12 protein-coding genes are annotated in these 13,370 nt (G+C 75.6%); 10 read left to right on the top strand and 2 right to left on the bottom strand.

All coding sequences use genetic code 11. From position 1 onward, the window contains the following. Positions 1 to 23 precede the first annotated feature (23 nt). Together BMY88_RS21430 and BMY88_RS21425 are read right to left on the bottom strand one after the other, a co-directional pair. Positions 24 to 713, bottom strand: a complete 690-nt coding sequence (locus BMY88_RS21430; RefSeq protein ID WP_244524839.1) for a response regulator transcription factor — start codon at positions 711 to 713, stop codon at positions 24 to 26. 308 nt (positions 714 to 1,021) lie between these two features. Then, complete coding sequence (locus tag BMY88_RS21425; protein WP_244524838.1) at positions 1,022 to 1,693, bottom strand: LuxR C-terminal-related transcriptional regulator; 672 nt, start codon at positions 1,691 to 1,693, stop codon at positions 1,022 to 1,024. A gap of 375 nt (positions 1,694 to 2,068) precedes the next feature. Here BMY88_RS21425 and BMY88_RS21420 point away from each other — a divergent pair, with 375 nt between their 5' ends. From BMY88_RS21420 to BMY88_RS21375, 10 genes are read left to right on the top strand one after another with little or no spacing between them, the layout of a single operon-like run. Then, positions 2,069 to 2,416 (top strand): TcmI family type II polyketide cyclase, encoded by a 348-nt coding sequence (locus BMY88_RS21420; RefSeq protein WP_091948762.1) that lies wholly within the window; start codon positions 2,069 to 2,071, stop codon positions 2,414 to 2,416. 30 nt (positions 2,417 to 2,446) lie between these two features. Further along, positions 2,447 to 4,174: an acetyl-CoA carboxylase carboxyltransferase subunit alpha gene (locus tag BMY88_RS21415; protein ID WP_091948758.1), complete on the top strand. Its 1,728-nt coding sequence runs from the start codon at positions 2,447 to 2,449 to the stop codon at positions 4,172 to 4,174. Position 4,175: 1 nt separating this feature from the next. Continuing rightward, on the top strand, positions 4,176 to 4,697 hold the full coding sequence (locus tag BMY88_RS21410; RefSeq protein WP_091948754.1) for an acetyl-CoA carboxylase biotin carboxyl carrier protein: 522 nt from the start codon (positions 4,176 to 4,178) through the stop codon (positions 4,695 to 4,697). Beyond that, positions 4,694 to 6,439: an acetyl-CoA carboxylase biotin carboxylase subunit gene (locus tag BMY88_RS21405; protein ID WP_091948751.1), complete on the top strand. Its 1,746-nt coding sequence runs from the start codon at positions 4,694 to 4,696 to the stop codon at positions 6,437 to 6,439. Before BMY88_RS21410 ends, BMY88_RS21405 begins: the two co-directional genes overlap by 4 nt. A gap of 11 nt (positions 6,440 to 6,450) precedes the next feature. Next, positions 6,451 to 6,963, top strand: a complete 513-nt coding sequence (locus tag BMY88_RS21400; RefSeq protein ID WP_091948748.1) for an SRPBCC family protein — start codon at positions 6,451 to 6,453, stop codon at positions 6,961 to 6,963. After that, complete coding sequence (locus tag BMY88_RS21395; RefSeq protein WP_091948746.1) at positions 6,960 to 7,940, top strand: ACP S-malonyltransferase; 981 nt, start codon at positions 6,960 to 6,962, stop codon at positions 7,938 to 7,940. The genes BMY88_RS21400 and BMY88_RS21395 overlap by 4 nt, the downstream gene beginning before the upstream one ends. Then, positions 7,937 to 8,359, top strand: coding sequence for a cupin domain-containing protein (locus BMY88_RS21390; RefSeq protein WP_091948743.1), 423 nt, complete (start codon positions 7,937 to 7,939; stop codon positions 8,357 to 8,359). The genes BMY88_RS21395 and BMY88_RS21390 overlap by 4 nt, the downstream gene beginning before the upstream one ends. After that, positions 8,356 to 9,645: a beta-ketoacyl-[acyl-carrier-protein] synthase family protein gene (locus BMY88_RS21385; RefSeq protein WP_091948740.1), complete on the top strand. Its 1,290-nt coding sequence runs from the start codon at positions 8,356 to 8,358 to the stop codon at positions 9,643 to 9,645. Before BMY88_RS21390 ends, BMY88_RS21385 begins: the two co-directional genes overlap by 4 nt. Further along, the gene (locus BMY88_RS21380) at positions 9,642 to 10,883 is read left to right on the top strand and encodes a beta-ketoacyl synthase N-terminal-like domain-containing protein (protein ID WP_091948737.1); all 1,242 of its coding nucleotides are present in this window, start codon (positions 9,642 to 9,644) and stop codon (positions 10,881 to 10,883) included. The genes BMY88_RS21385 and BMY88_RS21380 overlap by 4 nt, the downstream gene beginning before the upstream one ends. Next, the gene (locus BMY88_RS21375; protein WP_091948734.1) at positions 10,880 to 13,369 is read left to right on the top strand and encodes an FAD-dependent monooxygenase; all 2,490 of its coding nucleotides are present in this window, start codon (positions 10,880 to 10,882) and stop codon (positions 13,367 to 13,369) included. Before BMY88_RS21380 ends, BMY88_RS21375 begins: the two co-directional genes overlap by 4 nt. Position 13,370 lies beyond the last annotated feature (1 nt).

The raw sequence follows: 13,370 nt of genomic DNA, 5'->3' as shown, positions 1-13,370 counted from the left end.
CGGGGGCGGTGCGGCGCGGCGCCTCACGCCACGGTCGACCCCTCCCGGGTCACCAGGATCGCCAGCTGCGTGCGGGTCCGGACCCCCAGCCGCCGCATCGACGCGGTCAGGTGGCTCTTGACGGTCGCCAGGCTGACGAAGAGCCGGCCCGCGATCTCCTCGTTGCTCAGACCGCGCGCCACCAGCGCGGTCACCTCGCGCTGCCGCTCCGTGAGCCGGTCCAGCGGGCACGCGTCGGCCCGGTCCGGCATCGCCGTCAGGCGGCGGACGAGCTGGCCGGTGGCCTCCGGGTCGAGCGCGGCCTCGTGCCGGGCCAGGGCCCGCACCGCCTCGACCAGCCGGTGGGCCGCCGACCGGCGCGGGAGGTAACCGCGGACCCCGGCCTGCAGCACCTCCACCAGGTCCACCTCGGCGTCCTCGCCCGGCTCGGCCAGCACGAGGACCGCCGGCCCGCACCGGCACAGCTCCCGCAGCAGCGGGCGGGTGGCCTCGCCGATGAGCCCCTGGCGGACGACGACGACCGCCGTCCCGCCGCCCGCCGCCGCGGCCACCGCCTCGGGGAGCTGCGCGGTCTCCGCGACCACCGCGATGTCGGGCTGCGCCTCCAGGACCACCCGGAGACCCAGGCGGAAGACCTCGTGGTCCTCGCAGAGGACCACGCCGAGCAGCGCCGTCGGCGGCCGGATCCCCCCGGGCCGGACCGGCCCGCGCACGCGGGGTGGCCCCGCACCGCCCGGAACCCGCACGTCCTGCCGCTCCGAGGACGACCGCAGCTGACCTGTCCTGACCCCGTTGTCGTTCTGACTCATGCGGCAACCCCCTGCAGGGACTGACGACCGGCCGGAGCCGGATCACGCATAGGGCCGGCTCGCGCGGAGCGCGAACTCGACGGTTCCGGCACCTCTGGGCACGGAGACGACTGCCGGCGCGAAGGTAGCGCAGGACCGAACCCCGATGTCCAGCGAAGTCACAACGAGCACACAGGAACGGGAGGGTCACGGACCGGAGTCTCGGACGTGCCTCACTGTCCGCGGTCACCCACTGACTCTTCGCTACCGTAATCACCCTGCGTCATGTGGTGGACATGGATGGCGAGCTGGGTACGGTCCCGCAGCCCCAACCGGCGCAGGGCCACCGTGATGTGTGCCTTGACCGTCGCCCGGCTCAGCTGCAGCCGCTCGGCGATCTCGGCGTTGGACAGCCCCTCCGCCACCAGCTCCGCCACCGCCCACTGCCGCGCCGTCAGCGGGCTCGAGCTCGGCAGGGCCGCCCCCGAGCCGGCCCCCTCGAGCCGGTGCAGCAGCTCGCCGGTGACGGCCCCGTCGAGGACGGTCGCGCCGTTGGCCACCGCCCGCACGCCCTCGATCAGCCGCTCCGGGCTGACCGTCGTGTACATGTAGCCGCGGGCCCCGGCCCGCAGCGCCTCGACGAAGTCGCCGCTGGCCGGGCCGGCCTCGCCGAGCAGGACCACCCGGATGCCCAGGGCCGAGAGCGCGCCCACCAGCCGCTGCACCACCGGGCCGCGGGCGCCGAGACCGACCAGGACGACGTCGGGGCGCAGCCGGCTCGCAAGAGCGAGGGCCTCGTCGGCACCGGCCGCCTCGGCGACGACGACGAGGCCGGGCGCCCGGGCGAGGACCGTGCGCAGGCCGCGGCGCAGCACGTCGTGGTCGTCGCACACGAGGACGCCCACCCGGGGGCCACCCTCGCGTCCGGTCTCCGCAGAGCCGCGTGTACCCGGTCCGCCGACCATGAGCGTCAGCTCCCGTCCGGTGCGGCGGCCGTCGCAGCCTCGCCATCTTCTCTGGTGGGACCGGACGAAGTGTGGCCCTCGCCCGGCCGACCCGCCACAAGGCCGGTCGCGAGCACGGCGATTCCGTCCAGGGTTCATACCCGGGTAGGGGTGGGGGCCGACCTGGAGGGGGGTCTGGGGTCCGCCGGGAGCGGGTCCCCGCTCCCCCGGGCGCGGGCCCGATCTCCCCCCCGCGGTCGATGCCCCCGGTGCCGGCCCGCTCCTAGCGTTGCCCCGTCCGCGCATCCCCACCCCGCGCGACCGCTGGAGGCCCCCGTGGACCAGACGATGATCATCGCGAGGATGGCCCCGGAGGACGCCGACGACGTCGCCGCCGTCTTCGGCCGGTATGACGAGACCTCCATGCCGCACGAGATCGGCGTGCAGGCGCGGTCGCTGTTCCGGTTCCGGGGGCTCTACGTCCACCTGATCGACTTCGACCGCCCCGCGCCGCACGCCATGCGGATCGCCCAGTCGCTGCCGGCCTTCCGCGCGGTGAGCGAGGACCTGCGGCCCTACATCCAGGCCTACGCGTCGGACTGGCGCTCGCCCCAGGACGCGATGGCCGAGCGGTTCTACCACTGGACGGCCGCGGCCGGGTCCGCGCCCCGCCCCGCCCGCTGACCAGCCGTCTCCTCCCCAGGGAAGGACGCGATGTCCCCGACGTCGACGACCACGGCCCCTGCGCTCGGCCGCCCACCCGCCGCACACGCCGGCTGGGTCTCCTGCCCCGAGTGCGGCTGGCTGCTGTACCGCAAGCGGCTGGACCGGAACCTGTCCGTGTGCCCCGAGTGCGACCACCACCTGCGGCTGAGCGCCCGTGCGCGCATCGAGCTGCTCGTCGATCCCGGCAGCTTCGCCGAGACGGTCTCCGGCTCCGGCCACCGCGACCCGCTGATCTTCACCGACCTCCGCGACTACACCGACCGCCTGCAGGAGGCCGCGCGCCGCTCCGGCGAGTCCGAGGCCGTCGTGGTCGGCACGGCCGCGATCGGGGGGACCGCGGTCGTCGTCGCCGTCATGGACTTCGGCTTCCTCGGCGGCAGCATGGGCGTGGAGGTGGGCCGCCGGGTGAGCGCGGCGGCCGCGCTGGCCGTGGAGCGGCAGCTGCCGTTGATCACCGTCTGCGCCAGCGGCGGCGCCCGGATGCAGGAGGGCGTCTTCTCGCTGTTCCAGATGGCGCGGACCAGCGCCGCCTTCGCCCAGGTGCGCGAGGCCGGCCTGCTCAGCGTCTGCGTGCTCACGGACCCGACCTACGGCGGGGTCTCCGCCTCCTTCGCCACCCTGGCCTCCGTCCTGGTCGGCGAGCGCGGAGCGCACGTCGGCTTCGCCGGACGGCGGGTGGTGCAGGAGACCATCGGCGCCGATCTGCCGTCGGACTTCCAGACCGCCGAGTTCCTGCTGGCCCACGGCCTGGTCGACCGGGTCGAGACCAGGGCGGAGCTGCGACCGGTGCTCACCCGGCTGCTGGCCCTGCACCACGGACGCCGGGGCGGTGGCGGCACCCGGCCCGCGCCTGCGCCCCCGCAGTCCCGGGCCGTGGCGGGCCCCGACCCGTGGGAGGTCGTCCAGCGGGCGCGGGCGGTCGAGCGGCCGACGACGCTGGACTACCTGGCCTCCGCGTTCGACGACTTCGTCGAGCTGCACGGTGACCGGGCGTTCTCCGACGACCCCGCCGTCGTCGGGGGCGTCGCCTCCCTCGCCGGCCGCACGGTCGTCGTGATCGGCCACGAGAAGGGGCACACCGTGCGCGAGCGGGTGGCCCGCAACTTCGGGATGGCGCACCCCGAGGGCTACCGCAAGGCCATGCGGCTGCTCGGGCACGCCGAGACCTTCGGGCTCCCGGTGGTCACGCTCGTGGACACCCCGGGCGCGCATCCCGGGCCCGAGGCCGAGGAGCGCGGCCAGTCCCACGCGATCGCCGAGATCATCCAGCGCAGCAGCCGGCTGCGGGTCCCCATCGTGTCGGTGGTGACCGGCGAGGGCGGCAGCGGCGGCGCGCTCGCCCTGTGCACCTCCGACCGGCTGCTCGTGCTGGAGAACGCCTTCCTGTCGGTGATCAGCCCCGAGGGCTGCGCCGCCATCCTGTGGCGCACCGCCACCGCGGCTCCCACCGCGGCCCGCGCCATGCGCCTCGGCGCGGCCCACCTGCGCGACTCCGGCATCGCCGACGCCGTCGTCCCCGAGCCCGCGGGTGGTGCGGCCGCCGACGTGGACGCGGCCGGGCAGGCCCTCCGGGCCGCGCTGCTGCGGCACCTGGAGGAGCTGGCCCGGCTCGACGTCGCCGACCTGCTCGAGGCCCGGGTGCGGCGGCTGGCCCGCATCGGCGGGGGCGACACCCAGGCCCTGCGCGCCGTTCCGACCGTTGCGCAGGAGGGCTGACGTGCAACCGACCGAGCTGCCCCCGCGGACCGCGAAGGCCGCCGACGCGCCGCCGTCCCCCGACGACAGCCCGCGGGCGCTGCGCGACGAGGTGGTCGAGCTCGCGCAGGCCCTGCCGGGCGACCTCCGCCGGCTGACCGTGCGCAGCGGGGAGCGGGCGATCGAGGTCGAGTGGGCGACCGCGACCCCCGCCCCGCCGGCCCCGATCGCGACCGCCGCGACCGCCGCCCCGCCGGCCGACGAGGGCGTCGAGCCGGAGGTGCCCGAGGGCATGACGGCGGTGCGCGCGCCGCTGGTCGGCACGTTCTACGCGGCGCCGTCCCCGGACGCCGACCCCTTCGTCCGCGAGGGCGACGAGGTCGAGGTCGGCCAGACCGTCGGGATCGTCGAGGCGATGAAGCTGATGAACCCGATCGTCGCCGACGAGCAGGCGGTGGTGGCCGAGATCCGGGTCGCCGACGCGAACTCGGTCGAGTACGACCAGGTCCTCATGCTGCTGCGGCCCGCGGGACGGCCGCGATGATCAACCGCCTGCTCATCGCCAACCGCGGCGAGATCGCCGTCCGCGTCGCCCGGGCCTGCCGCGAGCTCGGCATCGAGGTGGTCGCCGTCCACTCGACGTCGGACCGCGACTCCGCCGTCGTCGCCCTCGCCGACGAGGCCGTGCACATCGGCCCCGCGGCCCCCCGGTGCAGCTACCTGCACGTGCCCAACATCGTGGAGGCCGCGCTGCGCACCGGCGCGGACGCGGTGCACCCCGGGTACGGGTTCCTGTCCGAGGACCCGGACTTCGCCGAGATCTGCGCGGCCGAGGGACTCACCTTCGTCGGCCCGCCGCCCGAGGTCATGCAGCAGATGGGCAACAAGGCGACCGCACGCCGCCTGATGGCCGACGCCGGCCTCCCGTTGCTGCCCGGGGTCGTCGAGCCGGTCCGCACCGCGGACGAGGGGCGCGAGGTGGCCGACCGGATCGGCTACCCGGTGATCATCAAGGCGGCGGCCGGCGGGGGCGGTCGCGGGATGACCGTCGTGACGGGCCCGGCCGACTTCGCCGCGGCCTTCGTCAGCACCCGCGCCACCGCCCGCGCCGTCTTCCGCGACCCCTCCGTCTACGTCGAGCGCTTCCTCCCCTCGGCCCGACACGTCGAGGTGCAGATCCTCTGCGACGCCCACGGCAACGGCGTCTCCCTCGGCGAGCGCGACTGCTCGCTGCAGCGCAGGCACCAGAAGCTGCTGGAGGAGGGGCCGGCGGCGCATCTCCCCCCGGCCCAGCGTGCGGGGCTCGGGGCGATGGCGGTGCACGGCGCGCTCTCGGTCGGCTACACCGGCGCCGGGACCGTGGAGTTCCTCGTCGACGGCACCGGGCGGGCCTACTTCATGGAGATGAACGCCCGCATCCAGGTGGAGCACCCGGTCACCGAGCTGCTCACCGGGATCGACCTGGTGCGCGAGCAGATCCTCGTCGCCGACGGCCGCCGGCTGCAGTTCCAGCAGGAGGACGTCGTCCCCCGCGGGGCGGCGATCGAGTGCCGGATCAACGCGGAGGACCCCGCCCGCGGGTTCGCGCCGGCGCCCGGCCGGCTCGACGTCCTGCACGTCCCCGGCGGTCCCTGGACGCGGTTCGACACCGGGTACCGGCAGGGCGACGAGATCAGCCCGCACTACGACTCCCTGCTCGGGAAGCTCGTCGTCTGGGCCCCCGACCGCGACCAGGCGATCCGCCGGATGGACCGCGCGCTGAGCGAGCTGCGGGTCGAGGGGCCCGGGGTGCACACCACCGTCGCCCTGCACCGCGCGCTGCTGCGCCACCCCGCCGTGATCGCCGACCAGCACGACGTCCAGTTCCTCGACCGCACCCTGCCGGAGCTGATCGCCCGCACCGCCTCGCTGGCCGAGGACCCGGCGTTCGACGTCCCCGCGACCCGCGGCCCCCTGCAGCTCGTCCGCGCGCCGGCACCGGATCCCCCGGCGCCGGACCGTCCCGATCAGGAGAGGACCAGTCCCATGCCCGACCCGTCGTTCACCCTCGACGACCTCATGGACCTGCTCACCGAGAAGGCGGGGCTGTCGCCGACGGCGCGCACCTCCGACCCGGCCGCCCGGTTCTCCGACATCGGCCTGGACTCCCTGGCCTTCCTGTCGATGCAGACCGAGCTGCACGACCGCTACAGGACCGAGATGCCCGACGACAGCCCCGACCGGTACACGTTCGGCGAGATCGTCGCGACCGTCGCCGGCGCCCCCGACTCGGCCCGGATGGCCTGAGGGAGCCGGCGATGAGCACCGTCGAGCGCACCGACGACCTCCGGCACGAGGGCCCGACCATCGGGCACACCGACAACTCGATCGTCATCGACGCCGATCTCGACCACGTCTGGCGGATGACGAACGACCTGGCCTCGTGGCCGGAGCTGTTCACCGAGTACAGCGCGGTCGAGATCCTGGCCCGGTACGGGACGACGTTCCGCTTCCGGCTGACCATGGTCCCCGACGAGGCGGGCCGCGTCTGGAGCTGGATCTCCGAGCGCACCCTCGACGAGGCCGCGCACGAGGTCGTGGCCCGCCGCCTCGAGACCCGGCCCTTCGAGTTCATGCACATCCGCTGGAGCTACACCCCGGAGGGCAGCGGCACCCGGATGCGCTGGGTGCAGGACTTCCGGATGCTCCCCGACGCACCGGTGGACACAGAAGGCATGACCCGGCGGATCGACGCCAACAGCAAGATCCAGATGGCCGTCATCAAGGACAAGGTGGAGGCCGCCGCCCGGGCGGCGGAGCGGAGCCCGTGAGCTCCGTCCCGGGTGTCGCCGTCGTCCTGCCGGGCGAGGGCGGCGCCCTCCCCGGCCTGGCCGACCCCTGGCTGCTCGACCCGGTCGCCGCCGAGGTGGTGGCCCGGGCCTCCGCCGTCGCCGGCCGCGACCTCGCCCGCTGGTGGCGGGAGCCGCTCGCCCTTCCCGACCGGGAGGCGGCCGACCTCGAGGTCGTGGTCACCGGCGTCGCGGCCTGGCGCAGCCTCACCGCGCGCGGCCTCCGGCCGGTCGCCGTCGCCGGGCACGGGGTCGGGGAGTACGCGGCGCTGGTCGCCGCCGGCGCCCTGGACCTGGAGCAGGTCGTGGAGCTGGTCCGCTGGCGCGCCGACCTCATGGCGCTGGCCCCCCGGCCCTCCCGCGCCGGCATGGCCGCCGTCGTCGGCGACGGCGCCGCCGAGGTCGCCCGCGCCGTCGTCGCCCGTTCCGGGGGCGGGACGCTGGCCGTCGCCTGCTACGACGGCCCCGCCCAGGCCGTGCTCTGCGGCGAGCGCGAGGAGCTGGCCCGGGCGCGCTGGGGCGTGCTGGCCGCCGGGCTGGACCTGGTGCGGCTGCCCGGCCGCCCCGCGTGCCACGGGCCGCTGGCCCGGCCGGTGGCCGAGCACCTGGCGGCCGCCCTCGCCGAGCTGACCTGGAGCGTGCCCGCCGTCCCCGTCGTGCCCAACGCCGACCCGGTGCCCAGCCAGGACCCGGAACGGCTGGCCCAGAGCCTGGCCGACCACCTGACCGCGCCGGTCCGCTGGGAGGAGACGTCCCGCGCCCTCGTGTCCGCGGGAGCCGTCGAGGTCCTCGAGGTGGGGGGCGCCCCCGTGCTCGGCCCGCTCGTCCGCCAGGTCCACCCCCGGCTCCCGGTCCGCCTGGTCACCGGCCCGGCGTCGCCCCTCACCGCTCCCGCTCCGCCCGCTGCCGCCCCCGCGCCGGCGCTCGCCGGCACGGCTCCCGTCCGAGGAGGGACATGACCACCATCCAGCACGCCCCGAGCGCGGTACGGGTCGGCCCGACGGTCTCCCGCGCCGCCACCCCGCCCAACCGCCGCCGCGGCGGCGACATCCGCGTCCTGCTGTCCCCGGCGAACGTGGGGACCACCGCCGCCTTCATGGGCACGCTGACCCTCGAGCCCGGCGAGGTCGTGCGGGAGCACTGGCACCCGTACTCCGAGGAGTTCCTCTACTGCCAGCGCGGGGACGTGCTGGTCACCCTGGACGGCGAGCCGCGCCGGCTCGGGGCGGAGTCCGCCGTGCACATCCCGATCGGCGTCCGCCACCGGATCGTCAACGACGGCGACACCGCGGCGTTCTTCGTGTTCTGCAACGGGCCGCTGGCCCCGCGACCGGAGCTCGGCCACGTCGACACCGAGCCCGCCCCGGATCTCCGGTGAGCGACCGCCGCCGGGTCGTCGTCACCGGCATCGGCGTGGTCGCCCCCGGCTCGATGGGCCGGGAGGGCTTCTGGGACATGCTCACCGCCGGCCGGACGGCGACCCGGCGGATCACGTTCTTCGATCCCGCCCTGTTCCGCTCCCAGGTGGCCGCGGAGGTGGACTTCGACGGCCGGCTGCTCGGGCTGACCGCCCACGAGGTGCACCGCAACGACCGGTTCGTGCAGATGGCCATGGTGGCCGCGGACGAGGCCGTCGCCGACAGCGGGCTCCCCCTCGGCTCCGGCGCCGCCGGCGCCCCCGACCCCGACCGGGTGGGGGTGGCCCTCGGCAGCGCGGTCGGGGCGACCATGCGGCTGGAACAGGAGTACGTGGCGGTGAGCGACGCCGGCACCCACTGGCTGGTCGACCCGCGCTACGCCTCCTCCTTCCTGCACCACGCGCTGGTGCCCAGCTGCGGCGCCACCGAGCTCGCGGTCCGCTTCGGCGCGCACGGGCCGGCCGTCGTCGTCTCCACCGGGTGCACGTCCGGCATCGACGCGGTCGGCTACGCCAGCCAGCTCATCGAGGACGGCGACGCCGACGTCGTCGTCTCCGGCGCGAGCGACGCACCGATCTCGCCGATCTCCATGGCCTGCTTCGACACCATCCGGGCGACCACCGGCAACAACGACGACCCCGAGCACGCGGCCCGGCCCTTCGACGCCCGGCGGGACGGCTTCGTCATGGGCGAGGGCGCGGCGGTGCTGGTGCTGGAGGAGCTGGAGAGCGCCCGGCGACGGGACGCCGAGGTCTACTGCGAGATCACCGGCTACGCCAACCGCTGCAACGCCTTCCACATGACCGGGCTCAAGCCCGACGGCGTCGAGATGGCCGAGGCGATCCGGCAGGCGCTGGCCCAGGGCCGCACCGCCCCCGACGAGGTCGGGTACGTGAACGCGCACGGCTCGGGGACCAAGCAGAACGACCGGCACGAGACCGCCGCGGTCAAGCGCAGCCTCGGGCCGGCCGCGCAGCGGGTGGCGATGAGCTCGATCAAGTCGATGGTCGGCCACTCCCTCGGCGCCATCGGGTCGATCGAGGTCGCGGCGACCGCGCTGGCCCTGCAGCGCGGGGTGCTGCCGCCGACCGCCAACTACGAGGTGCCCGACCCCGAGTGCGACCTCGACTACATCCCCAACACCGCGCGCGAGCAGAAGGTCGACGTCGCGGTGTCGGTGGGCAGCGGCTTCGGCGGCTTCCAGTCGGCCATCGTGCTGTCCCGGCCGTCCCGGAGGACCCCGTGACCGGCCTGCTCGTCACCGGGCTGGGGGTCGTGGCGCCGACCGGCGTCGGCGCCGAGGCCCACTGGTCGTCCGTGCTCCGCGAGGAGGCGGCGATCGGGCCGATCGAGGGGTTCGACCCGACCGCGTACGGGATCTCGCTGGCCGGTCAGGTCCGCGACTTCCGCCCCGCCGACCACGTGGACTCCCGGCTCATGGTGCAGACCGACCGGTGGACCTGGATGTCGCTGGCCGCGGCCACGCTGGCCGCCGAGGACGCCGGGTACTCCGCCCCCGAGGACGCCTATGCCACTTCCGTCTTCCTGGCGGCCGGCTCCGGCGGCAACGAGTTCAGCCAGCACGAGATCCAGGGACTGTGGGCCAAGGGGCCCCGGTCGGTGGGCGCCTACCAGTCGATCGCCTGGTTCTACGCCGCGAGCACCGGTCAGATCTCCATCCGCGACGGGTACAAGGGGCCCTCCGGTGTCGTGGTCAGCGAGGCCGCCGGCGGGCTGGACAGCATCGGCTGGGCCCGGCGCGTGGCGAGGCGGGGGACGCCGGCGATCCTGGTCGGCGGCACCGAGGCCGGCATGTGCCCGTACGCGCTGCTGTGCCAGGCCACCAGCGGCCGGCTGTCGACCGCGACCCGGCCGGAGGCCGCGTACCTGCCGTTCGACCGGCGGGCGAACGGGCACGTCGTCGGCGAGGGCGGCGCCATCCTGCTGCTCGAGGAACCGGGCGCGGCCCGGGCCCGCGGCGTCGGGCGGGTGTGGGGCGAGGTCTGCGGCTACGGCGCGACCCACGACGCCCACCACCACGAGGACCCGGCCCCGGACGCCGGCCAGTACGCGCGCGCGATCCGGCTGTCCCTCGCCGACGCCGGCGTGACCCCGGAGGAGGTGGACCTGGTCCTCGCCGACGGCGCGGGGACCCCGGAGCTCGACGCGCTGGAGCTCGCGGCGATCGGCGAGGCCTTCGCGTCGCGCTCGACGCCCGTGCCGGTCAGCGCGCCGTCGTCCTGGACCGGGCGGCTGATGGCCGGGGGCTCCGCGCTGGCCGTGGCCACCGCCGTGCTGGCGATGCGCGACGGCATCGCGCCGGGGACCGCCCACCTCGACGACCCCGTCGACGCGCCGGGCGTCGAGCTGCTGCGCCGGCCGCGGGTGCAGCCCGTCTCGACCGTCGTCGTGCTCGCCCGCGGCTTCGGCGGCTTCAACAGCAGCCTGGTGCTGCGCCGGTACGAGGGAGGCGCGACGGCATGAGCGCGGGCAGCGGTGACCGGGCGGGCGTGCGGACGCTGCTGCGGATGCGCACGCGGGAGGGCTGCGAGGAGCGGTTCGAGGAGGCGTGGCGGGCGGCCGCCGCGGAGATCAGCCGGGTGCCCGGGAACCTGCGGCAGGAGCTGGTGCGCGACGCCGACGATCCCCGCACCTTCCTCATCACCAGCGACTGGGTGGACCGGGCCGCGGTCGACGCCTTCGGCCGCAGCAGCGCGCGGGAGTTCCTCACCGCGGCGTTGCGCGACCTGCGCGAGGACGCCTCCCGCAGCACCTACGAGGTGCTGTACGAGGTGCCCGGCGACCGGGGACCCCACGTGCGGGTCGACATCCGCACGGTGGTCGGGCCCGGCGAGGAGGAGCTGTTCGAGCGCGCGTACCGGACCACGGTGGAGCGGCTGCGCGGCACCCCCGGGCTGATCCGGGAGGAGCTGCTCAAGGAGCCGGCCGAGCCGATCTACCACATCTTCGCCGAGTGGGAGACCGAGCAGGACTTCACCAACTGGGTGGACGACCCCTCGCACGCCGACCAGACCGCCACGCTCGTCCGGTGGCTGTCGGTCGACTTCGACCGTCGGCTGTACGAGATCCGCTACCGGCCGCCGGAGCACGGAAGCGGGGACGGCGGCTACGCCCCGCCCCCACCCCGTACCGAGCCTCCGCGGGCGATGCCGGCACCGACACCGGTGCCGGTGCCCAGCGCACCGGTCCAGGAGTTCGTGGAACCGCCCCGCACCGCGCCGGCGCCCGCTCCGGCCCCGGCCTCGCCGGCACCGTCCCCCGCGCCCCCGCGCACCGGCCGCGCGGACGCCGAGGTGCTCGTCGTCGGCGCCGGACCGGCCGGGCTGACCCACGCGATCGAGCTGGCCCGCCGCGGCATCGCCGTCCGGGTCGTCGACAAGCGGTCGGAGGCGTCGACGCAGGCGGACAAGGCCATCGGCATCCACTGCCGGACCATGGAGATCTGGGAGGACCAGGGCATCGCCGCCGAGGCGATGGACACCGGCATCTGGCTGCACGGGCAGACGGTGTTCGTCAACGGCGTGCAGACCCACCAGGTCGACTGGTCCGGCCTGGAGGAGCTCCCCTACGCCCACCTCGGGCTGCCCCAGTACGAGACCGAGCGGTTGCTGACCGCGCGGCTGCTCACCGCCGGTGTCGCCGTCGAGCGCGGCGTGGAACTGGTCGGGTTCGACCAGGACGACGACGGCGTCACCGCGCGGCTGCAGCACGCCTCGGGGGAGGTCGAGGACGCCCGCGCCCGGTACCTCGTCGGCTGCGACGGGGCGCACAGCGCGGTGCGCACGGGCCTGGGGCTCGGCTTCGTCGGCGGGCTGTCGATGTTCCCGCAGCTGTTCATGCTCGGCGACGTCGACGTCGACTGGGGTGCGGCACCCGAGGACGTGCCTCCCGGCCACCTGCTGCGCTGGGTGCGCATCGAGGACGACGGCGCGTTCACCGGGATGCTCGTGTGCGTCCCGCTCAAGGGCCGGCGGCGGTACCGGATCGCCACGCTGGCCCCCCAGCGGCTGCAGGAGACCATCGGCTCCGGGATCGTGCCGGCCGGCTTCTGGCAGGAGTACGAGCCGCCGACGCTGGCCGACCTGCAGGCCGCCGTCGACGACCTCGGCCCGCCCGGCACGACGGCGAGCAACCTGCGCTGGTCGTCGATCTTCCGCATCAAGCACGGCATCGTCGACCGGTACCGGTCCGGCCGGGTGTTCGTCGCCGGCGACGCGGCGCACCTGCACCCACCCGCCGGCGGCCAGGGCATGAACACCGGCATCCAGGACGCCTGGAACCTGGGCTGGAAGCTGGCCCTGGCCGTGCGCGGGCTCGCCGCGCCCGGCCTGCTCGACAGCTACGACGCCGAGCGCCGTCCCGCCGGCAAGGCGATCGTCGACCGCGCCGTGGCCATCGCGTTCACCGACGAGATGGACATGGACGACGAGAAGGCCCAGTTCCTGCTCGAGATGCAGATGACGATGAACTACGCCGGCAGCCCCCTGGTCGGTCAGGCGGCCGACGACGCGGGGTTCACCGGCGGTCCCGAGCCGGGGCACCGGGCGCCGGACGTGCACGGGCTGCGCCGCTTCGGCGTGGCGCACGACCTGCGGCTGTTCGACCTGACCCGGGGCACGCACACGACGCTGCTGCTCGCCGTCGACGCGGACGTTCCCCGGGAGCAGGTGCTCGAGCTGGAGAAGCTGACCGCCGCCGTCCGGCAGGCGTCCCGGGGGCAGGTGCGGCCGTACCTGCTCGCCGACGCCGCCGCCCGGCTGCCCGCGCTGGTCGACCTGCCGGTGCTCCGCGCCCCCGCCGCGTTCCGGGCCGCCTACGGGCTGGCCGGCGGCGACCCCGCGGGCCCTGCCGGCTACGTGGTGCGCCCCGACGGCCACGTCGGCTTCCGGGCCCGGCCGGTGACCGACGACGCGCTGCTGGCCCACCTCGGGCGGGTGTTCGCGCCGTGAC

It is taken from the genome of Trujillonella endophytica (genome assembly GCF_900110555.1).
GTDB lineage: Bacteria > Actinomycetota > Actinomycetes > Mycobacteriales > Geodermatophilaceae > Trujillonella > Trujillonella endophytica.
The sequence above is the reverse complement of the archived record's forward strand: the minus strand, read 5'-3'. Positions and strand labels throughout refer to the sequence as shown.